14 protein-coding genes and 1 pseudogene are annotated in these 22,490 nt (G+C 69.2%); 8 read left to right on the plus strand and 7 right to left on the minus strand.

Going from position 1 to position 22,490, the window contains the following annotated elements:
• Window positions 1-152: 152 nt before the first annotated feature.
• The 4 genes from ureG to ABZY11_RS15615 form a co-directional block, all read right to left on the minus strand.
• Window positions 153-848 (minus strand): urease accessory protein UreG, encoded by a 696-nt coding sequence (ureG, locus tag ABZY11_RS15600; RefSeq protein ID WP_356479646.1) that lies wholly within the window; start codon window positions 846-848, stop codon window positions 153-155.
• A 26-nt stretch (window positions 849-874) separates the two neighbouring features.
• Window positions 875-1,549, minus strand: coding sequence for an urease accessory UreF family protein (locus ABZY11_RS15605; protein ID WP_356479647.1), 675 nt, complete (start codon window positions 1,547-1,549; stop codon window positions 875-877).
• 76 nt (window positions 1,550-1,625) lie between these two features.
• Window positions 1,626-3,458 (minus strand): urease subunit alpha, encoded by a 1,833-nt coding sequence (locus ABZY11_RS15610; RefSeq protein ID WP_356479648.1) that lies wholly within the window; start codon window positions 3,456-3,458, stop codon window positions 1,626-1,628.
• Window positions 3,442-4,101 (minus strand): urease subunit gamma, encoded by a 660-nt coding sequence (locus ABZY11_RS15615; protein ID WP_356479649.1) that lies wholly within the window; start codon window positions 4,099-4,101, stop codon window positions 3,442-3,444. Before ABZY11_RS15615 ends, ABZY11_RS15610 begins: the two co-directional genes overlap by 17 nt.
• 818 nt (window positions 4,102-4,919) lie before the next feature.
• Here ABZY11_RS15615 and ABZY11_RS15620 point away from each other — a divergent pair.
• The 4 genes and pseudogenes from ABZY11_RS15620 to ABZY11_RS15635 all read left to right on the plus strand — a co-directional run.
• Window positions 4,920-5,399: pseudogene (locus ABZY11_RS15620) on the plus strand (DDE-type integrase/transposase/recombinase); the annotation flags it as partial.
• A gap of 584 nt (window positions 5,400-5,983) precedes the next feature.
• A complete protein-coding gene (gene thpR / locus ABZY11_RS15625; RefSeq protein ID WP_356479650.1) occupies window positions 5,984-6,580 on the plus strand; it encodes an RNA 2',3'-cyclic phosphodiesterase in 597 nt (198 codons plus the stop codon).
• A gap of 666 nt (window positions 6,581-7,246) precedes the next feature.
• A complete protein-coding gene (locus tag ABZY11_RS15630; RefSeq protein ID WP_356479651.1) occupies window positions 7,247-7,519 on the plus strand; it encodes a hypothetical protein in 273 nt (90 codons plus the stop codon).
• 85 nt (window positions 7,520-7,604) lie between these two features.
• Window positions 7,605-9,209: an ISL3 family transposase gene (locus tag ABZY11_RS15635; RefSeq protein ID WP_356479652.1), complete on the plus strand. Its 1,605-nt coding sequence runs from the start codon at window positions 7,605-7,607 to the stop codon at window positions 9,207-9,209.
• Between the two features lie 14 nt (window positions 9,210-9,223).
• Here the strand turns inward: ABZY11_RS15635 and ABZY11_RS15640 are convergent, their stop codons facing one another.
• The gene (locus ABZY11_RS15640; protein WP_356479653.1) at window positions 9,224-9,718 is read right to left on the minus strand and encodes an NUDIX domain-containing protein; all 495 of its coding nucleotides are present in this window, start codon (window positions 9,716-9,718) and stop codon (window positions 9,224-9,226) included.
• Window positions 9,719-9,915: 197 nt separating this feature from the next.
• Between ABZY11_RS15640 and ABZY11_RS15645 the strand changes: the two genes are divergently transcribed.
• The 3 genes from ABZY11_RS15645 (at window position 9,916) to ABZY11_RS15655 (ending at window position 13,076) form a co-directional block, all read left to right on the plus strand.
• A complete protein-coding gene (locus tag ABZY11_RS15645) occupies window positions 9,916-10,422 on the plus strand; it encodes a hypothetical protein (RefSeq protein ID WP_356479654.1) in 507 nt (168 codons plus the stop codon).
• 286 nt (window positions 10,423-10,708) lie between these two features.
• Complete coding sequence (locus ABZY11_RS15650) at window positions 10,709-11,974, plus strand: lipase (protein WP_356479675.1); 1,266 nt, start codon at window positions 10,709-10,711, stop codon at window positions 11,972-11,974.
• Window positions 11,975-12,044: 70 nt separating this feature from the next.
• Window positions 12,045-13,076 (plus strand): alpha/beta hydrolase, encoded by a 1,032-nt coding sequence (locus tag ABZY11_RS15655; protein ID WP_356479655.1) that lies wholly within the window; start codon window positions 12,045-12,047, stop codon window positions 13,074-13,076.
• Between the two features lie 232 nt (window positions 13,077-13,308).
• Here the strand turns inward: ABZY11_RS15655 and ABZY11_RS15660 are convergent, their stop codons facing one another.
• Both ABZY11_RS15660 and ABZY11_RS15665 read right to left on the minus strand, forming a co-directional pair.
• Window positions 13,309-14,145 (minus strand): SGNH/GDSL hydrolase family protein, encoded by an 837-nt coding sequence (locus tag ABZY11_RS15660; RefSeq protein ID WP_356479656.1) that lies wholly within the window; start codon window positions 14,143-14,145, stop codon window positions 13,309-13,311.
• Window positions 14,146-14,352: 207 nt separating this feature from the next.
• A complete protein-coding gene (locus ABZY11_RS15665; RefSeq protein WP_356479657.1) occupies window positions 14,353-14,817 on the minus strand; it encodes a hypothetical protein in 465 nt (154 codons plus the stop codon).
• Between the two features lie 865 nt (window positions 14,818-15,682).
• Here ABZY11_RS15665 and ABZY11_RS15670 point away from each other — a divergent pair.
• Window positions 15,683-22,483 (plus strand): SDR family oxidoreductase, encoded by a 6,801-nt coding sequence (locus tag ABZY11_RS15670; RefSeq protein WP_356479658.1) that lies wholly within the window; start codon window positions 15,683-15,685, stop codon window positions 22,481-22,483.
• The last annotated feature ends 7 nt before the right edge of the window (window positions 22,484-22,490 follow it).

A 22,490-nucleotide genomic window follows, 5' to 3' on the forward strand; every position in this document is an offset into this window, starting at 1 on the left:
GCGTACAGCGCCCCGTGCCGCAGCACCACGGAACCGCCCATCGAGAAGCCGACGGTCATCGTCCGCCCGCCCGCTGTCCGTCGCGCCTCCGTCGGTCCTCGGCCCCGTCCTGGTCGGCGCCGGTGTCGTGGCCGGCAGGCTCGCGGCGCCGGTCACGCGGTGGCCCCGGCACGCCACGCGGACAGACGTCCGGTGACCCATTCAGCAACCGGATGGATCCCGCCGGCCGAGGTGAGGCTGGTGAAGGCGACCGGCAGCGCACCGCGCTGTTTGTTCGCGTCGGCAGCCATGGTGTCCAGGTCGGCCCCGACGTGCGGCGCGAGGTCGGTTTTGTTGATCACGAGGAGGTCGGCGGTGGTGATGCCGGGGCCGCCCTTGCGCGGGATGTCGTCGCCGCTGGCGACATCGATCACGAAGACCTGAGTGTCGACAAGTCCCCGCGAGAAGGTGGCGGTGAGGTTGTCCCCTCCGGATTCGATGAGGATCAGGTCGAGAGACGGCAGCGTCTCCTCCAGTTGCTCGACTGCTTCCAGGTTGGCGGAGATGTCGTCGCGGATCGCGGTGTGCGGGCAGGCGCCGGTCTCCACGGCGGTGATCCGTTCCGGTGGCAGCACGGCTTGGCGGCGCAGGAACTCGGCGTCCTCGCGGGTGTAGATGTCGTTGGTGACGACGGCGATGGACCACCGGTCCCGCAGCGCCCGGCACAGCGCGGCGACGGTGGCTGTCTTGCCCGAGCCGACGGGCCCGCCGAGTCCGATCCGCAGCGCGCGGCGGCTGCCGTCGGGGTGCAGTGCATCGGCGCTGTGGGTGTGGCGGTGGGGCATGGTCGTGGGATGGTCGAGATGCACGGCGACTCCAAGCGGGCAGAGGCGGGTCAGGAAGCGAAGAGACGGACGTTCCAGGCGGCGTGTTGCTCGCCGGTGATGTCCAGCAGCGGAGCAGAGGCGGCGGGCAGCACACCGACGCCCTCAGCGGTGATGCGATCTGCCGCGTCGGCTGCGGTCCGGGCGACGTCGTCGAGTTCGTCGGCGAGCCGCGCCAGAAGGGCGGTCGCGTGGAACGGGTCGAGGCTCAGCAGCCGTACCGCCGCGGTCGCCGGTCCGCCGACACTTTCGTAGGCGGCACACTGCGCGGCGTCGAACGGGGTGAGTCCGGCGGCGCGGGCCGCGATGCCGAGGACGATGGGTTGGTGGGCTCCTTGCGGCCGGTCGCGGGCGAGCTGGTCGAGGTCGGGCGAGGGCCAGGTGGCGCGCGCGGCCCGCAGCATCTGCCGGCCGAGCCTGCGGGCGACCTGGCGCAGTGCCGGGGCGGGTGTACGGGCGTCGGCGGCCTCGTCGAGCATTTGGGGGTCGTATCCGGTGGCCGCAGCGGCGGCGAGCCCGGCTGCGGTCAGTCCGGCGGTGTGCAGACGCCCTTGGCAGAATGCCTCCAGACTCGCGGTGTCGTACACACGGTGAGAGGCGACCGCTGCCTCCACGCCGCCGGAGTGCGCGTGCCCACCGGCGGGAAAGCGGCCATCGGCCAGGACGAGCAGGGCAGCACGGCTCATGAGGCAGCGGCCTGCCTTTCACGGGGACGGGCCGACCCGGTCGACGTGGCTGGCCGGGCCGGCACAGGGATCAGAATCAGAACAGGAAGTACCGCTGTGTCATGGGCAGTTCGGTGGCGTAGTGCCGCCCGATCAGCTGCCCGTCCACCTCGGTGCGGACGTCGGAGGTGGTGGCGCCGCCGATGGTGACCTCGAAGGTGTCGGGGTCGACAGCGATCTCCGGCAGGCCGTTGTTGTGCACCATGTCGGTCTTGGCCACCTCACGGGTGGACTTGATCGCGTGCAGCGGTTTGAGCAGGCCGATCCGTGACAGTTCGCCGCCGACGGCCGGCTCGGAGACGAAGTTGAGGGAGTTGGCCTTCGGGGACCGGCCACTGAACCCCCATACCGGACGCGGCAGAAACGGCTGCGGCGTCGGAATGGAGGCGTTGGCGTCACCGATCTGCGCGTAGGCGATCTGGCCGCCTTTGATGACCATGTGCGGCTTGACCCCGAAGAACTTCGGCTCCCACAGCACCAGGTCCGCCAGTTTTCCGGTCTCGATCGAGCCGACCTGGTCATCGATGCCGTGGGTGATGGCCGGGTTGATCGTGTACTTGGCGATGTAGCGGCGGGCCCGGAAATTGTCTTCCTTGGCGTCGTCCTCGCGCAGGTGCCCGTAGCGGGACTTCATCATGTGCGCGGTCTGCCAGGTCCGCATGATCATCTCGCCGATGCGTCCCATGGCCTGTGCGTCGGAGGACATCATCGAGATGGCGCCCATGTCGTGCAGCAGGTCCTCGGCGGCCATGGTGGAGGGCCGGATCCGTGAGTCGGCGAACGCCTTGTCTGCCTCGATCTCGGGATTGAGATGGTGGCAGACGATCATCATGTCCATGTGCTCCCTGACGGTGTTGACCGTCAGAGGCCGCGTCGGGTTCGTCGACGCGGGCAGCACGTTCGGCTTGCCCACGAGACTGATCATGTCAGGGGCGTGACCGCCGCCGGCACCTTCGACGTGGAAGACATGCAGGCTGCGGTACTTGGCATCCTTCGTCCCGCGGTTTTCCTTGGTCGCGGCGAGGGTGTGGTGCACGAACCCGGACTCGTTCAGCGAGTCGGCGTGCAGGGCGACCTGGACGCCGGTCTCGTCGCACACGCTCAGCGCGGCGTCGATGACCGCAGGCGTGGCACCCCAATCCTCGTGGATCTTGAAGCCGAGCGCGCCGGCGGCGACCTGGTCGAGCAGCGCCTTCCGTGACACCGTGCTGCCCTTGGCCAGCAGACCGATGTTGACCGGATAGGCATCCAGCGCCTCGAACGTCCGTTGGATGTGCCATTTGCCGGGAGTCACGGTGGTGGCCGTACTGCCCTCGGCGGGCCCGGTGCCGCCGCCGATCAGCGTGGTCACGCCCGAGGCGAGTGCTTCGTGGATCTGTTCGGGGCACAGGAAGTGCACGTGGGTGTCGACGCCGCCCGCGGTCAGGATCCGCCCGTTGCCGGAGATCACCTCGGTCTCGGGCCCGACGACGAAGTCAGATGCACGCCTGTCGCCGTTGGGTCTCGGTGACATCGTCTCGGGGTTGTACGCCTTGCCGATCGCCTGGACCCGCCCGTCGCGCAGACCAACGTCGGCCTTCACCACGCCCCAGTGGTCCAGGACCAGCGCACCGGTGATCACCGTGTCCACCGGCTTGCGGGGGTCGTCGCGGGGGATGTGTGACTGGCCCATCGACTCGCGGATCACCTTGCCGCCACCGAAGACCATTTCATCGCCGCTGCGGCCGGGACCGCCGCACCAGTCCGCCTCGATCCTGAGAACGAGGTTGGTATCGGCAAGCCGGACCCGGTCACCGGCAGTAGGACCGTAGAGGTCGGCGTAGTCGGACCGTGTCAGCAGGCCCGGAGTCTTCTCAGCCTCGCTGATCATCGAGGTGCATCTCCTCATCGCTCTTGTCGGCCTGGAGTCCCCTGACGATGCGGTCCCCCGCGACGGGCACCAGTTGCACAGTGCGCTCGTCGCCGGGCTCGAATCGCTCCGACGTCCCGGACGGAATGTGCAGCCGCTTACCGTGCGCTGCGTCGCGGTCGAACGCGAGGCCGTCGTTGACCTCCGCGAAGTGGTAGTGGGAGCCGACCTGGACCGGACGGTCCGAAGGATTGCTCACGAGCAGCCCCACCGGTTCCTGGTCCTCGTTGAACGCCACCGCGAACTCCTCGCCGTCGCGCAGCTCCAGCTTGCCCGGATGGACCTTCACATCCCCGTCCGCCTCGTCGAACGGATCGTGAATGGTCACCAGCTTCGTACCGTCCGGGAACGTAGCCTCGACCTGTACGTTGGCGATCATCTCCGGGACGCCCGCCATGACCTCGCTGCGCCTCAGCACATGGCGGCCGGATTCCATGACCTCGTCGACCGTCGCACCGTCCCGAGCCTCCTCGTACACGTGCGCCGTCAGCAGCGCCATGACCTCGGGATAGTTCAGCAGCAAACCTCGCTCACGGCGCCGTCGGGCAACATCCGCCGCCACATGGACCAGCAGACGCTCCTGCTCATGCGGAGTCAGGTGCATACAGTCCTCCTTCCTGCTCAACGCTTGTGCGGCGAAGACTCACGAGGACAACGTGACGGTGCAGGTGCGCCGGATGCCGCAGGCTGCTCACCGAGGGCGAGGCAGGAAAAGATGCGGGGAAGATCGTTACTGGCCCTGATCGAATGAAAATGAGGCACGGGAGGCACGGGGGCGCACACATCGGAGAACCCCCGAAGACATCGTTGCTTCGCACGGGACAAGTAGCGTGGGGGGGGCACCCGTGTGCCCGCCCCACTCGTGCCACGCCACGCCGCTGCGCGGAGGAGCCGTCCGTGGCATTACTCCCGTCGTACCCGCATACCAGCGCATGCTGTGGTGGTTGAGGTCCGCACGGCGTCGCTCGGTGAGCCTGTCGGCGCGTTTGCGGACGTTGTCGAGCCATGTGTGCCGAGCTTGACCGCCACGGGCTCCCTTCCGTGCCGTTCTGACGGCCGCCGGGACAGCCGCACCCGCTGCTCCCTCCAATTGCTAGGGCTGTGACCACGTAGGTTCGCCGAGTTTGTTGGTTATGGCGGTTGGATGTGCGGCGATGTTCGGTCCGACCACTGGGGACGCGTAAGTCTGGAGAGGGGAGGGAGGCGGTCGCGGATCGCTTGGTGCCGTGCTCGTTCCGTCTCAAGCAACCTTCGTGAACGCCGAGCGGTCTTGCCTGGTGTCGAGGTCGGGGCAGTGCCCGTGCCGACGGGTCGGCATATGGGCAGAAGACGACTTGCCGAGTGCCTGAGTGAGGGGCGAGATGACGAATCCGAACACCGTGGTGACGTGGGTCGACGCACGCGACAGATTGCCTCGGAGCGGACATCACCTCCCTGCCCACCGTCGGGGGCCGACTCTGTCCCGCCTGTCGGCTCGACCTGGCCACCCGCGAGGTTGTCGGCTACGCCATGGCCGACCACCACCGCGCCTCCCTGGTCGTCGACGCGCTGAAGATGGCTCACGGCCGGGGTGGCCTGCGACCCGGTTGCATCGCACACTCGGATCGCAGCAGCGAATGCACCTCGGTCGAATTCAGCTGTGAGATACATGAGTTGGGACCGAGGAAGAGTTGCGGCCGCACCGGGTCAGGCTTCGACAACGCCACTGCGGAGAGTTTCCGGGTTCTACTCAAAGAAGAGATCGGCACCCCTATCCGGCCGGACCGGGCCACCGCCCGCGCCGAGGTCTTCGCGTTCATCGAGACCTTCTGCAACCGCCGTCGTTTACGCAAACACAAGGTCCACGGCTACCTCGCCCCAGCCGAAACCCGACACCTGCATGAACACGCCTTGGCGGCATAAATGTCGAGGGATCGGCTAAATCCCGGCGGCAGCAGTCCAGGCGGTGCTGGCGGATCCAGGCCGCGGGCGTCGTATCGTCGGCCGCGAACAGTTCGTACAAGTAGCGAACCGACACCTGGTGGGCTGCAGCGATAATCGAGGGATTGAGGTGCGGGTCGGGGAGACTCTGCTGGCACGGGTCGCAGGCGGGCATGGTGGCCGTGGTCCCCTCGTAGGAGCGCTGGCGTGCCTCGACCCAGTCGTCGGCCACCGCGCGCGCCCACTGGTCGTGTAGGCCCGCAGTGCAGAGGCGATGATGCTGCCGAGCTCCGTCATTGCCGGGATGCCCAGCAGCTGGGCTCCGGTCAGCGCGGGGCTGGCGACGTCGGTCACTCACCGGCCCGGCGGGAGCGTGTCCTCCTGGCGGTGGTGTTTGGCCCACAGTGCCAGATGGTCGAGCCAGCGCTCCGGGCGGTTTCTTTCCACGTAGCGGCCAGGCCTTGTCGCCGCCCGTCAAAAGGGGCTTCCTCGGCATCGAGACCGCGAGCGCTCTCCTGCCGTACCCGGGTCGTCGCATCCGCTACCGATGCGGTACGAAGTCCGGTGTGAACGATCAGACTCAGCCCGCTACTGTTCGCGTGTTCATCGCGCTCGCCCCGCCCGACCACGCGAAGGAAGAACTGGCCCGGGAGCTGCGCCCCGCCTATGACACGCACCCTCACATGCGGTGGAACCGCATCGAGGACTGGCACATCACCCTGGCGTTCCTCGGGGAGCTCCCGGTTGGGACAGTTCCGCTCCTGCGCCCGCCCCTCGCCAACCTCGCGGCGGACCACCGGCCAATCTGTCTGGCGCTGCGTGGCAGCGGGAACTTCGACGACCGGGTGCTGTGGAGCGGAATCGAGGGAGACCTCGATGGGCTGCACATGCTCGCGGCCGATGTGCGTGCCGCCGTCAAGAACTGCGGTGTCGCCTTCGAGGATCGGCCCCTGCGCCCCCATCTGACGTTGGCTCGCGCCCGCCGAGGCGACCGATCCTCGGCAGGGGAAATCGCCGAAAGGCTCGCCGGATTCACCGGTCGTCGATGGTCCGCCGAACGTCTGCACCTGGTCGGCAGCAACGTCGGCCGCAGCCGAGGACCGATCCACTACCGCGACATCGAGGCCTGGGCCCTCGGCAACGGGAACCCCACCGGGGCTTGAACGAACCGACGGCGGCCTGGGGAGACGTGATCACCCCGACGTCTCTCTGAGCACGCTCGTGGTCACCAGGACGACGGAGGTGAGGTGCGGGTGACTACTGCAGGAAGCTGCCCGCTCTCGCCATCGCCAAAGCACTGGCCAAGGCGCCGAAGCTGAAGGTGCCACCGAAACGTGGTGCCGAGCTGACGCCGTTCAGGAAGCTGGGGCAGCCGGTGCTGGACCCCGATGATGGAGGTAGCGATGACCGCACCAACCCCGGCGACCGCGGAAAGTCCGGCTCTACCCCTGCCGGCTCGCGGCCCAGCAAGGGGACGAGCCCGGCTCCGGACACGGGCAAGGGCTCGGTGCCCGGCAAGGGCACCGGCACCGCTCCCGGCACCGGCAGCGGCCGCGACCCCCGGCACCGCTCCGGGCAAGGGCTCGGGCACCGCTCCGGGCTCGGGTTCGGCTCCCAGCACGGGTGCCGGCCGCCCGACTCCGGGTACGGCTCCGGGCCCGGGCACGGGTGCCGGCCGCCCGACTCCCGATACCGCTCCCAGCACCGGCAGGGGTACTCGTCCGACTCCCAGTACTGCTCCCGACACCAGCAGCGGTGCCGGCACCGGTGGCGGGTTCGATCGTGCGGCGGCGAGACACCACTGCTCTGCCCGTCCCGAAGGCCGGGAGGTGTGCATCTTCGACAGCGACGCCACGCTGTTGTGTCGACTGTCGCCTGCCGACGGGAGGACCAGGGCGCCGGACATCGATTGCGACCGGCTTCATCAGCTGCTCCTCGACGCACTCTCCGAAGGCACTGTCTCGTGGGGAACCTTCGTGGACCGGGTCGTGCCGCTGCCTGACGGCACCAGCTGCGTCCACTTCGGCGACGGCACGACAGAGGATTTCGACCTGGTCATCGGCGCTGGTTCTGGCTCAGGTTGTGTGATCCGCGCACTGTGAGTGACAGCTGAGCTCCCTCCGTTGTCTCGGAAAGTTGCCTCAAAACGAGCAGTGGCAAGAGAGATAGGGCCGACAGTTCGGGGCTGTGAATGAGATCTTGCTCCGGCCAGAGGAGTTGTTGTTCCCGTCGATCGCGGACGTCGCGGTGCTGTCTGTGGACGTGAACATCGCGATAGTGCGTGTTGATCTGCAGTGCACCGCCGCGGGTGCTTCGTGTCCGGGCTGCGGAGCGTGGTCCGCCCGGGTTCACAGCTCCTACCTGCGGTTTCCCGCTGATGTTCCGAGTGCGGGACGAAGAGTCGTACTCCAGCTGCGGGTCCGCCGGTTCACCTGCCGGAACGCCGAGTGCGGACGCCGCACGTTCGTCGAGCAGATACCCGGCCTGACCCGAAGGCATGGCCAGCGGACCGAGCGCCTGCGCTCGACCCTGGCCGCGATCGGTCTCGCTCTCGCGGGCCGGGCCGGCGCCCGCCTGGCCCGTGTCGTCGGGGCGCCGGTCAGCCGCAGCACCGTCCTGCGGCTGGTCGGCGCACTTCCCGAGCCGGATGTGCCCACTCCACGGGTGGTCGGCGTCGACGAGTACGCAACCCGCAAGGGCCGCCACTACGGCACTGTCCTCGTGGACGTCGAAACCCGCCGACCCGTCGACCTGCTGCCCGACCGGGAGTCATCGAGCCTGGCCGCGTGGCTGGCCCGGCGGCCCGGAGTCGAGGTGGTATGCCGGGACCGTGCGCCGTTCTTCGCCGAGGGAGCCAGCGCCGGTGCCCCGCAGGCCGTGCAGGTCGCGGACCGGTGGCACCTCTGGCACAACCTCAGCGAGGCCGCCGAGCGGAGTATCGTCCAGCACCGCCGCTGCCTGCGAGTTCTGGTGCCCGAGACACCTGAAACGACCGAGACGGAGCCCGAGCCGGCGGAGGAGTCCTCCGGCTCACCGTGGCCGACCGGCCACCGGTTCGCCGACCGAACCCGGACCATGCATGCCACGATCCATACCCTGGTCGAGGCAGGACACAGCCGTCGCGCGATCCAGCGGCATCTCGGCATGACCAGCCGAACCGTCAAACGGTACGCGGACGCCGCCAAGCCGGAAGACCTCTTCACCGGTCAGTGGCAGACCCGGCCCTCGGTCCTCGACGAGTACAAGACCCACCTCGACGACCGCTGGGACGAGGGCTGCACCAACGCCTGGAAACTGTGGGAAGAGATAGTCCCGCTCGGCTACAAGGGCAGCTACCAGCGCGTTCGCGCGTACCTCCGCCAGAAACGCACCTCGCCACGGCCCGTGACCGCCCGGCCGCCTTCGCCCCGGGCAGTCGCCGGATGGGTCCTCCGCCGTCCGGAAACCCTCTCCGAGACCGAACGCCTCAACTTGAAGAACGTCCGGGCCAACTGCCCCGAAATCGACGCACTCACCAGGCACGTCCGGTCCTTCGCGACCATGCTCACCGAGCGCCAGGGCGGGCGCCTGCCGGACTGGCTCGACGCCGTCAGGCAGGACGACCTCCCCAGCCTCCACGCGCTCGCCGCGGGCATCGACCGCGACCGTGAAGCCGTCATTGCCGGCCTCACCCTCCCCTGGAGCTCGGGCGTCGTCGAAGGCCATGTCAACCGGATCAAGATGCTCAAGCGCCAGATGTTCGGCCGAGCCGGCTTCGACCTCCTGCGCAAGCGAGTCCTGCTCGCACCATGACATGGGCTGTCTGCTCAGAGACCGAGCCGCACTGGCCTGGCTGGAACACCAGAGGTGATCAATGCCGTCAAAAGAGACGCAAGGTCGCGGGGGGAGAAGAGGTCGGCACCGGCATAAGAAGCGACTTCACGCGGGTGCCACCACTTCAGACCGCTGATGTTCTCCGCAGCAAGCTGCCCGTCGGACAGAGTCCCGCGCGGAGTGAACTTGGCGGTGCGCACGAGGAAGTAGTCGTTGACGACCCCGTCGTGGCCTGCGGCATGTCCAGGCGCCACGACTTCCTGGTGCCACACGTGCGGCGGATCGGTCCTGACCGATAGGCCCACTTCTTCCTGCAGTTCGCGGCGCAGTGCGGCAAGCGGTGTCTCGCCGGGCTCGATCCCTCCGCCGGGAGCTGCCCACACCACCGTTCCCGCTGGCTCTGGAATCGCGAACCGGCAGAGAAGGATGCGGTCGTCCTCGTCGAGGACCACTGCGCGGACTGAATGACGCAGGTTCACAGACGGCATCCGGACACGCTAACTGCCCGCGGCCAGGATGGTGCGATCGAACAGGTAGGCCGAGCCCAGTAGCTCACTGTCACCGACCACACAACCTGAGCCAGAACCTCGGCGCTGATGGCGCTTGGTCGAGCACCCGGCAGGCGCTCTCCGAGGCGGTTCCCGCCTATCTCGGCAGGACGTTCGTCGAGGCGGACATCAACGATGTGGAGGCTCGTCATCGCGGCGCCGGGCGCCTGATCGGCAGCGGCAGCATGGTGGCAGAGGCGGGCGCCAAGGCCTTGATGGCCCGGCGCCACAGCAATGGCCGCGTGCGCCTCCGCGCTGTATTTCGTGCACCGGAGAATTGGCACACCGCGCTCGACCTCGCAGATTCCGGGGTGGTGCTCGCCTGCCTGCTGAAGATGTACGACGGCTGGGACGAGAGGCTCCTCGACCTCCTTCGTATGAACGACGGCGGCTTCGTCAACCGTCCCCTGTACGCCCTGCCCGTCCGCATGTGGGCCCACGTCCCGGGCGTGACCCTGTTGGGGGATGCCGCCCATCTCGTGCCGTCGTTCGATGCCGGCGCCAATTTGGCCCTGCTGGACGGCGCAGACCTTGCCGAAGCGCTCGTTACCGAAGGCAGCATCGACGAAGCTGTGCGTGCCTACGAGGAGGCGATGTCGGAACGCTGGGCTGTGAACGCCGAATGCACCGCATGGCACCGGTGACCACAGCCGGTCGGGAGCCAACTGCGCTGTCCTGGGTGGCCTTTCCCATGGAGGGAGTGCGAGGGCGGCCGGGCCGCTGCCTCGAAACTGTCGGGTGTCGGCGGGGGGAGACCCATGGTCAGTTGCCACTCCATACATGTCGCCCTTCTTATGGCGGCCATCTACATATGTTCAGCCGTACCCCTCACCTAGTGTGTGCGTTTCGCAGAGCAGTGTGGCGAAACGGGTGCGGACAGGTGACACGAACGACAGGGACGGGACCATGCGGCTCGGACGAAAATTGACAATGCAATGGCGGATACTGCTCACCGTCCTGCTGACGGTGATGGTCGGGTGGCCGGCCACCGGCGGAACCGCGTCTGCCGCGGAACTGCCCTCCAATCTCACCCTTGAGGCGAGATACGGAGCGGGGACCGTCACCAACGGCTGGGATTCCGTCGAGCGCTATCTCGACACGACCAGCGGATTCGGTACCGAGGGCTACCCGTCGGACGGCCGCGGTGATCAGGACGGCAAGCGCGTCACGTACTTCGGCGGCGTGTCCCGACCCTCCTCCGGCAGGTTCCTGCTCTACTCGGCCCCCGGCTGGAACACCGGCAGCCGCACCACACCCGTCCTCCTCGTGCACGGCGCGAACGACACCGCGGACCGCGCCTGGGCCAACCCCGGCGAGGCGGGCGGCTACGGCTGCGGCGCCATGTCCTGCCCGTCCACCGGGCTGATGCAATACCTCTCCGAGCGCGGTCACCGTGTCTTCGCCGTCGGCTTCGCGCACAAGCAGGGCGACAACCTCATGCAGGCGCAGATCGTCGGCGACGCGATCGCCGTCATCAAGGCGAAGCTGGGCGTTGCCAAGGTGGACCTGGTCGGCTGGAGCAAGGGTGAGATGTCGACCCGCGCGTATGTGTCGTCCGTGAAGCCGAGCTGGGGGCGAGCCTATGCCGGTGACGTACGCAAGCTCATAACCGTCGGCGGCCCGAACGGCGGCTACGACTACCCCTACGCGCACGGCTGGGCGCATGACTTCTCCATCTGGCCGGAGTGCGGAGGCAAGGTCAACGCTCCCTCCCCGCACTCGCACATGACGTGCTACGGGCAGTACAAGGCCCACCCGGAGTTCTCGATGACACCCTCCGGCGGGTACGACAACTACCCCGGTCAGCGGCAGATGCTGGCCCGCTGGGACGGTGTGTACGGAGTCGACGGCGCTGCCCAGGACTGGTACACGACGTACTACGGCGGCCAGGGCTTCTACACCGCCGGCAGTGGCATCCAGGCCGCGATCGACGCCGGTTCACTGATCAAGCCGCTGCACGACGCCGCAGTGCCGGCCTCGGTCACGACGTATCTGCTGGCCGGCGGATCCCCGGACGTGCTCGGCATCTTCAACGAGAATCGCGGACCCAGCGACGGTGTCGTCTTCATCGACAGCGCGCTCGACACCACCGGCATCCCCACAGTCGGCGGCAGGGAGACCATCCTCGGCGCCAACCACCTCGAACTGGGGTGGAACTCCTCGGCCGCGGCCCGGATCGCCGCCTGGCTGGCGTAGCAATGCGTGGGCCTGCGCGAGTTCCCACCGACGCGACTGTTCAGAGAACGTGTGAAAGGCAGGACCGCACATGACCACGAGTGGCAACCGCACCCGCCGCGTGCCCACCGAGCGGCTGACCGTGCAGATCACCGAGGTCCGGGACGAGGGTGAACCGGTCGTCTTCCTGCACGGCAACGTCTCCTCCTCTGCCTTCTGGCACACGACGCTTCATCTGCTTCCGGACCGCTACCGTCCCATCGCGCCGGACCTGCGCGGGTTCGGCGGCACCGACCCGCTGCCCATCGACGCCACCCGCGGTCTGCGCGACCACGTCGATGACCTCGCGGCGCTGCTGACGGCCCTCGGGATCGAGCGGGTGCACCTCGTGGGCTGGTCCATGGGCGGGGGAGTGGCCATGCAGTACGTGCGTGACCATCCGGCTGCCGTTCGTTCCATGACCTTGGTCAACCCGGTGTCCCCATACGGTTTCGGCGGCACGCACGGGGGCGACGGCGCTCTCAACTCCCCCGATGGCGCGGGCTCCGGCGGGGGTACGGCCAACCCCGACTTCGTGGCGCGGCTCGCCAGAAGCGACCGCGGAGACGGTTCTCCACTCTCACCTCGCGCCGTCCTGACGAACTGCTACGGCAAGGCGCCCTGGCGGCCCGAGCACGAGGACGCGTACGTCGAGTCGATGCTCACCACGCGGACAGGCGACGACCACTACCCGGGCGACAGCGCGCCGTCCCCGTCCTGGCCGGGGGTCGCGCCCGGCACCCGAGGGGTGCTCAACTGTCTTTCCCCGCTCTACATCCGCCTCGACGACCTGCATGTGGTCGACCCGAAGCCACCGGTGCTCTGGATCCGTGGCGAGGACGACGTCATCGTCTCGGACACCTCGATGTTCGACCTGGCACACCTGGGCGCGACCGGTGCGGTGCCCGGCTGGGACGGCACCCCGGCCCAGCCGATGGTGGCGCAGACCCGCCACGTCCTGGACCGCTACGCAGCCGAGGGTGGTGCGGTGCGGGAGGTCGTGGTCGCCGACGCCGGGCACGCGGTACATCTGGAACGCCCCGATGAGTTCGTGGCGGCGCTGCTGGATGTCATGGCGACATGACGCGAAGCGTGGCCCCGGTCGTTGCTGCGGCTCCGGACAACCGGGCCGCAGCAACGACCGAGGGGTCGGCCCGCAGATGGGCGAATCGGCGCCGGCGGGGCGCGATGCGACCCCGCAGTCGGGTCGGAGGACGACGGTGGCGCCCCGGCCGGTGCCGATAGTGGTGCCACCGGACTCACGAATCCGGCGGGGTGTCCGGACCAGCCGAACAGCCTGCCGTCGCTGAGCGCGATCAGCCCGTGATTGCGTTCAGCAACGGCAGGTAACCTTCGCCATGCCCGGCCTTGTTGGGGTGGTAGGACTCGTTGATCTTGTCCCACTCCAGGCTTGTCACCCAGGCCTGGCCGTTGGAGCAGATCGTGTGGGGGTCGAACGCGGCACGCGGGTCGAGGAAGGTGAATCCGGCCTTCGCGGCCTCGGCCGCCAGAACCGAGGCGAGGGTGTCGGCTGCCGAGTTGAGAGCTGTCCGCTCGCGGTCGCTCAGCCCGAAGATGCCGCAGCTGCCGCCGATCGTGTACAGCCGGGGGTAGCCCACCACCACGACCATGGCGCTAGGCGCCTTTGCTCGAATCGCCGCGTACGTGCTCGCCAGAGCGGTCGGCAGACTGCTGGTCGCGGCGGCCTTCGCGGCCTCCACCCCGGCGATGCAGTCCTTGTCGTCGATGGTGAGGATGCAGTTCTTCAGCACCTCGACGAAACCGACGTCGTTGCCGCCCACCTGCACCGTCACCAGTGTGGTGTCCGTGGTGAGCTGCGGCACCTGCTGGCTTGCCAGCTCCGCGGTGGTCGCCCCGGAGCACGACGCCTCCATGAACGAGTACGAGGGGTGCTGTTGGGCCCACAACCGGGAGTACGTCGACGGGCCACGACGGCACGGGTCGTCAGGGTTGTCGTATTCGCGTGTGCCGGGCGCGACGGCGTAGGAGTCGCCGAGTGCCACATACTTGCCGGCGGTCGTCGGCTCGATGTCCGCGGCGTACGCACCTGGGGCAGCCGGGACCGCGAGGCAGACGGCAGCCAACGCGAGGGAAAGGGACGCGAGGCGTCTGCGGGCTCTTGACGAGCGCATGCTTCACTCCTGGAGTGTGTGAGGGGCTGGAAGACCTGCTGGAGCAGGCGGACAACCAATGGTGCTGCGCGACTGGGAGTTGGAATCGGCAGTGTGCGGAACGGGGGGGTGCTTCCCAGGGCGGCGGCCCCGGAGCGATGAGCCGTCCATGCGGCTCGGTGCCCCCGTCGGCGCAGGAATCCGATCGGTTGGCGTGTTCGAGGAGCGTCAGCCCTGAACTTCCGCGATCAGAGCGAGGGCTTTGGCCTCGCTCTCGTCGTAGCGGTCCGGGAACGCCGACCGCTGCACGCTCTGCGCCAGTTCACCCGCTGTGAAGTCAGGGTTGCCGGCATCGTTCGGAATGGCCTGGTCCAGGAACGCGTTGGTGGCGTGCACGGGGTCCATGCACTCTTCCGGGGTGCCCCAGCCCTGACTCGGGCGCTGCTGGAAGACGCCGAGCGAGTCGCGGTCGCCACAGTTCAGATTGTTCATGTGGGACTCCACCCAGCCCGTCTCGAACGCGGCGAGCAGCACCTTGTCGGTGACGCCGCGCTCGACCGCTATCCGGTACACGGTCTGGGTGATGTCCAGGGCGCGGTCCGCCGGGACCGCGCAGCGGGAGTCCTGGAGTTCGGCGTTGGCGTGGTGGCGGTGGGCATCGGCGTTGTCTGCGAAAGCGGCACCCGCAGTCATGTTCCCCGCCAGCAGAACTCCCGCTGCCAGGCCAATCACCGCACGTGTGAATGTGCTGGGGAACCGTAATCGAGACTTTTTGGGCAGGCTGGACATTGAAATGTCTCCTTCTGACTCCCGCCTCAAGCCACCGAAGCGGGAGCTGTTTGTGTGGGGGGTTGCGCGCTAATTCGGCGGACCGTATCTCAAGTGGCGTGTACGCGTCAATGCCGCAAACGTCGACTCTGAGGGGCTTTTCAGCCAGTCGGCGCGGCAGCGCTTCTCGCGACTTTTGTGAGGCTGGATCCAGCGATCGGCGTGGATGAATGATCACGCCGTCTCTTCCTTCATGGGTATAGGCGCACCGGCCAGGTTTGGCGCAATGCATGTGTTGCAGGCGCCCATGGCGCGTCAGGGCTCGGGTGTCCGCCCGCCGTATCGAGGGGCGCTGGTTGCCGTAAATGGTGAATGCGTATCCAAGTGGATCATGCATGTGCATTCATAATGGAACGTTCAGGTGATTTCGGAAATTTTGTTGCTTAATTCGCTTCGAGGTTGGGTCACTCGTGTCAAGAGGTGTCGTGAACTCGTCGCTTCGGCAATTCAATCCGTCGATGTCAAGCTGTAACCGAGAAAGTCGAGTGGATTGTCGTACTCCGTAGTACGATCGCGACTGCCTGCCCTCGAATGCCTTACCCCCCACCCCTCCTGAGGCGCTTGATTCGCGACAGATCGCTCCTCTTTTCGAGACCGAGTCAGGCCCGCGTGCTTTCGCGCGTCCTGCAAAGAGAGTGACTGGCGTCGTTTCTGGATATTCGTTTTCGCGCGCCTCCTTGTCCCCTGGAGTGTTTCCATGCGCACGCCCTGTGCCGGCGCTGATCGTGGCATGGCCACGACGGCCGATCTCGTCCTCGCAGTGCATCCGTTCGGTGTCGCGTCGGCACGGTTCACCGCTGCCGCCGTACGTGCGGGCGGACTGGGAGTACTGGACCTGACGGGTGATGTCCGGTCCGCCCGTGAGCAGTTGGGCCTGGCCGCCGAGTGGTCACGCTCCGGATTCGGCGTACGGCTGGGCGAGGGGCACGGCATCCCCGCGTCGGACCTTCCTGCCTGTGTCCACACCGTGGTCCTCGCCGCCGGGGCGACAACGACCGCCGCCGACTTCCCCGGGCGTCGCGTGCTGGCCGAAGTGACCTCCGGCTCCGAGGCGCGAGACGCCGTGGCGGCCGGGGCCCACGGACTGATCGCCCGCGGCCATGAAGCCGGCGGCCGGGTGGGTGAGTTGAGCACGTTCGTGCTGCTGCAGCAGCTGCTCGCGGACGAGGCCGACGGGCTGCCGGTATGGGCCTGCGGCGGAATCGGCGCGCACACCGCGGCCGCAGCGGTCGCCGGCGGCGCCGTCGGTGTGGTCCTTGACACCCAGACCGCGCTGCTCGCCGAGGCGGAACTCCCCGCGGAGATCACCAGCGCGCTCAGTGGACTCGACGGCTCGGAGACCGTGATCGACGACGGTCTACGCGTGTTGCGGCGGCGTGTCCCCGGTTCGGACGGCGCTGCAGCCCCCCTGGAGATCGGCCAGGACGCGTTCCTGCCGGTCCGCTTCCAACGGCGCTGGGGCACACTGGGCGCAGCGATCCGTGGCATACGCGCCGCGGTGAGCGACGCGCTCTCCGACGGCGTGCCCGTACTCGGGCCGGACAGCATGGGCAGCCGCGCTCTCGGCACTCGACTCCCTGTTGTTCAGGGGCCGATGACACGGGTGAGCGACCAGGCGGCATTCGCCGCCGCCGTGGCCGCAGAGGGCGCCCTACCGTTCATCGCGCTCGCCGTGTCCGGCGCGGAGCAGACCCGCGCGGTGCTGGAAGGGACCCGCAGCGCCCTGGGCAACGCGCCCTGGGGCGTCGGAGTCCTCGGCTTCGCCGACGAGGAGATCAAGGACGCCCAGCTGGAGGTCATCCGGGAGGTCCGCCCCTCGCACGCCATCATCGCCGGCGGCCGTCCCGCGCAGGCCGTGGCTCTCGAAGAGGTCGGCATCTCGACCTTTCTGCACGTGCCCTCGCCCGGACTGCTGGGCCAGTTCCTCGAATCGGGTGCACGCAAGTTCGTCTTCGAAGGCTCCGAGTGCGGCGGCCATGTCGGCCCGCGCGCCAGCTTCCCGCTGTGGCAGGCGCAGCTCGACGTGGTGGACGACTTCCTCGCAGCTGCCGGGAAGGACGCCGCCGCGGAACTCCAACTGCTGTTCGCCGGCGGCGTGCACGACGAGCGGTCCGCGGCCATGGTCGCCGCCATGACCGCTTGCCTCACCGCGCGGGGCGTCGCGACCGGAGTCCTCATGGGTACCGCCTACCTCTTCACCGAGGAGGCCGTCGCGGCAGGCGCGGTACAGCCGCTCTTCCAGCAGCAGATGGTCGATGCCGAGCACACCGAACTGCTGGAAACCGCCCCCGGCCACGCCACCCGGTGTGTGCGCAGCCCCTTCACCGACGAGTTCGTGGCCTTCAAGGAGCAGCTGCGGACCGGTGACGTGCCCAGCCGCGAGGCATGGGAGCGGCTGGAGCAACTCAACGTCGGCCGACTTCGGTTGGCGAGCAAGGGCATCGAACGTGTCGGTGGAGAACTGTGCGAGGTCGACGAGGACCGGCAGCTCTCCGAGGGCATGTTCATGGCCGGTCAGGTCGCCGTCCTGCGGTCGGAGGTCACTACCGTCGCCGCGCTGCACGTCTCGGTCACCACCGGCGCGCAGACCTTCCTCGACCGACGCAAGGCTGCCCTCGACACGGGACCGGACGAGCCGGCCGCCGCCTCCGAGCCACTGGACATCGCCATCGTCGGGATGGCCTGCGTGTTCCCCGAGGCGCCCGATCTGGCGTCGTTCTGGGGGCACGTGTTATCCGGCACCGATGCTGTCACCGAGGTGCCCGCCTCGCGGTGGGACCCCTCCGTCTACTACGCCGAGGACGGGGCGGGGGAGCGCACCCCCTCGCGCTGGGGCGGCTTCCTGCCCGAGATCCCCTTCGAGCCCCTGGACTACGGCATCCCGCCCGCCTCCTTGCCGAGCATCGAACCCGTCCAGCTGCTGGCCCTCGACGTGGCGCGACGCGCGCTCGACGACGCCGGTTACGCCGACCGCCCCTTTCAACGGGACCGAGCCTCCGTGGTGTTCGGGGCCGAGGCGGGAAGTGACCTGTCGAACACCATGACGCTGCGCACGGTCCTGCCTTCGTACGTCGGACAGCTTCCGCCCGAGTTGGATGCCCAGTTGCCGCGCCTGACCGAGGACTCCTTCCCCGGCATCCTCGCCAATGTCATCGCCGGACGGATCGCGAACCGCCTCGATCTCCAAGGGGCCAACTACACGGTCGACGCCGCCTGTGCCTCCTCCCTCGCCGCGGTCGACGTGGCCTGCAAAGAACTGACGGCCGGCACCAGCGACCTGGTGCTGTGCGGCGGCGCCGACCTGCACAACGGCATCAACGACTACCTGCTCTTCGCCTCGGCGCACGCACTGTCCCCCTCCGGCCGTTCCGCGCCCTTCGACCGTTCCGGCGACGGAATCGCGCTCGGCGAGGGCGTGGCCTGCGTGGTCCTCAAGCGGCTCGCCGACGCCGAGCGGGACGGCGACCGGATCTACGCCGTCGTCAAGGGGGTCGGCAGCTCCAGCGACGGCCGGGCCCTCGGCCTCACCGCGCCGCGCGCCGACGGCCAGCGCAGGGCACTCACGCGGGCCTACCGAAACGCCGGGATCTCACCGGCCGAGGTCGGCGTGGTCGAGGCCCACGGCACCGGCACCGTCGTCGGCGACCGTACCGAACTGAGCGCCCTGACCGAGATCTTCACCGAGGCCGGAGCGGACCCCGGCGGCTGTGTCCTCGGCTCGGTGAAGTCCCAGATCGGCCACACCAAGTGCGCGGCGGGCCTCGCCGGACTGATCAAGACCACGCTCGCGCTGCATCACGGCGTCAAGCCCCCCACGCTGCACCTGCGGCAGCCGAACCCCGCCTGGGACGAACGCACCAGCCCGTTCGCCTTCCACACCCGGGCCAGGCCCTGGCCCTCGCCGCCCGCCGAACGCGTGGCCGGCGTCAGCGCGTTCGGCTTCGGTGGAACCAATTTCCACGTCGTCCTGCGTGCCCACGACGACGGCGCCCCACCCACCCACGCCCGCGACGAGTGGCCCGCCGAACTGTTCACCTTCCGGGGCGCCGACCATAAGGCCGCCGCCAAGGCCGCCCGGGAACTCCTCGCTCTCGCCGAGGCCGACCACACGGCGCACCAGCCGCCCCGTCTGCGGGACCTCGCGCTGGCCGCCTCCCGGCGTGCCGACCTCGCGGCCGTGCGCGGCCTGCCCACCCACATCGCCGTACTCGCCTCGTCCGTACCGGAGCTGACGTCATCGCTGCGCCGGGCCGCCGACGGCGAGCACGCCCCCGACGACGGCATCCATTTCGCGGACGGCACCGAACCTGGCGAGATCGCCTTCCTCTTTCCTGGGCAGGGCAGCCAGCGCCCCGGCATGCTCGCCGACTTGTTTGTTTCCTTCCCCGAACTCCAGCGCTTCCTGCGCCTCGACGAGTCCGCCGCGGCGGCCCTCTTCCCACCCGCCGGCTTCGACGAGGCCGGGCGCCGGGCCCAGGCCGACCGCGTCACCGACACCCGCGTCGCCCAGCCCGCGCTCGGCATCACCGCACTCGCCGCCCACCATCTGCTCGGCCGGGTCGGCGTCCGCCCGGACATGACGGCCGGACACAGCTACGGCGAACTCGCCGCCCTCGCCGCGGCCGGCGCCCTCGGTCCCGAGGAACTGTTGTGGAGCAGCAGGGCACGCGCCGAATCCGTCTTCGCCGCCTCCGGCGCCGACGACCCCGGCACCATGGCCGCGGTCACCGCCTCGGCAACGCAGGTCACCGCCGCCCTGGAGAAGGCGGGCGTTGCCGAGTCCGTCGTCGTCGCCAACCACAACTCACCTCGCCAGACGGTGATATCCGGCCCCACCGACGACGTGGAGACCGCCGTGGAGCGGCTGCGCGCGCAGGGGCTGAAGGCGACACGGATCCCTGTGGCCTGCGCCTTCCACAGCACCTTGGTCGCTGCTGCGGGCGATACCTTCGCAGCGACACTGGCCTCGGTGCCACTGGAGACGCCGTCGATCCGGGTGTGGTCCAACCGCACCGCCGCGGTCTATCCCACCGCTCCCGAGGCGATACGCGCCGAACTGGCCGCTCAGATCGGATCGCCGGTTCGCTTCGTCGAGCAGATCGAGGCCATGTATGAGGCAGGTGCCCGGATCTTCGTCGAGACGGGCCCTGGCGCAGTACTGACCCGGCTGGTCACCGAAATCCTCGGAGACCTGCCGCACCGCACCGTCACCCTGGAGGCCCGGCGCGGCACGGGCCTGTCCGGCTTCCTTGCCGCGCTCGCCGAACTCGCCGTTGCCGGGGCCGATGTACGCACCGGTTGGCTGTTCCAGGGCCGCGACGCGGTCGACGCCGCCCAGGTCCCCCGCCCCAGGCGCGCGGGCTGGACCGTCGATGGCCACCTCGTACGCACCGCCGACGGTGCCATCCCCGCCACAGCCCTGCACCCCGCCCAACGCATCTCGGAGGCCCTTGTGACCACCCGTTCCGGCAGAGACGGAGACCATGGACACGTGTTCCACAGCGACACCGCCCGCGGTGGGGCGGGGACCGGCGGCGAGGCCCTCATCAGTGAATTCCTGCGCACGAGCCGGGAGATGCTGGCCGCTCAGCGCGACGTCCTGCTGGGGTACCTCGGCGCGGACCCCGGTGTCCGGCCCGGCCCGGTGCCCGTGGAGCACGCACCCCGTGAGCTGACCGCGACCGTGCTCCCCGCGCCCGCCGAGGCGGCAGACCCCGCGCCCGCCGTTCCGCAGCGCGCACCGGACCCGGAGCCGGCCGGGCTGACCGCGGACGCGGTCCTCGCGGCCGTCCTGGAGGTGATCGGCGAACGAACCGGCTACCCGGCTGACATGATCGAACCCGACCTGGACCTGGAGGCCGACCTGAGCGTCGACTCCATCAAGCGCGCCGAGATCGCTGGGCAGCTCGCCCGACGGCTCCACCTGCCCACCGCCGACGGCGTCGACATGGAGGAACTGGCCAAGGCGCGCACCGCGGCGGGCATCGCCGAACTGATCGTCGCCGCACGGCAGGACGACACCCCACCGTCCGACACCGCTGCCCCCGAGCCCGCCGCGGTCGACCCAGCCGCACCACCCGCTGACGCCGAAGCAGTCGTCACGGCCCCCAAGCGGCTCGTGATGACCGAGTTCGACCTCGCGCCCGCCGCCCTGGAGCCCACCGAACTCACCGGACGAACCTTCCTGGTCATCGGCGAAGGCCCGCTCGCGGTGGCCGTTACCGAGCGGCTCGACTCCCACGGTGCCCGGGCGGTGACTGCCACCGGGATACCTGATGACGGCCGCTTCGACGGCCTGATCCACCTCGCCTCCCCGGACGGCGGCCCCGCCCACGAGCCGGTGCTGCCCGGCGCCGTCTCCCTCTACCGGTCTGCCCTGGCCACCGGCCCGCGCTGGGTGCTGGCTGCCGGCGCCTCCGAGGGACTGCGCGGACTCTTCCGTTCGTTGTCCCGGGAGTACCCGCAGACCATCGCACGCGTCGTCGAACAGCCCGCCGGAGCAGACCCGTCCACCGCGGCCGACGGGATCGTCGCGGAGCTGACCGCCGCCGACCGCGAACCGGTCGTGCTGCGCACGGGGGACACCCGCCGCGGCCTGCGGATGACCGAGACCGACCGCGGCGTCCTGGGCAGTACTGGATCCGGGCCCTCCGACGACGGAGCCGCCGAGGCCGCGGCGCTCGGTCTCGACCACGAGTCGGTGGTGCTCCTCGTCGGCGGGGCACGGGGAATCACCGCCCGGTTCGCCACCGCGCTCGCCACTGCTGCCCGCTGCCGCCTGGAACTGTTCGGCCGAACCCCGCTGCCCTCCCTGGAAGAAGCCCCCGCACCGGCCGCCACCACCGACGCCGAACTGCGAACCGCGCTCATCGCGGGCGGCCTGAAATCCCCGGCTCAGGTCGAGCGGGAGATCGGAAGGATCCAGGCCGAGCGCGAGGTCCGTGACACCGTCCGCCGACTCACCCGGCTGGGCAGCCGCGTGCGCTACCACTGCGTGGACGTGCTCGACGCCGAAGCCGTGCACCGTGCCGTGAAGAACGTGCACGCCGAACACGGCAGACTCGACGCGGTCGTCTACGCGGCCGGTGTGATCGAGGACAAGCTGTTCGCCGAGAAGTCCCCGGAATCCTTCCACCGGGTCTTCAGCACCAAGACCGACGGCGCCAGGACCGTGCTCGACGCCGTCGGCGGGCTCTCGCACGGCCCCCGCCTCGCGGTGCTGTTCGGCAGCATCGCGGCCACCCTGGGCAACCGAGGCCAGACCGACTACGCCGCCGCCAACGACGCCCTCGAAGCCATCGGCCGCGACTGGGGGGACGGGACCGGCCGCCGCGGGCTCACCGTCCACTGGGGCCCGTGGGCGCCCACCGGGACCAACAACGGCATGGTCACCCCGGAACTGATGCGCAGCTACGCGGCACGCGGCATCCGCCTCATCGACCCCGACGAGGGCGCCACCAGCCTGCTGCGCGAACTGGCCTGGGGCCCGCAGGAGAGCACCGCCGTCGTCTACACCGCCTCGGGGTGGTGACCGCCGC

The sequence above is a fragment of the Streptomyces sp. NPDC006510 genome (assembly GCF_040611955.1).
GTDB lineage: Bacteria > Actinomycetota > Actinomycetes > Streptomycetales > Streptomycetaceae > Streptomyces.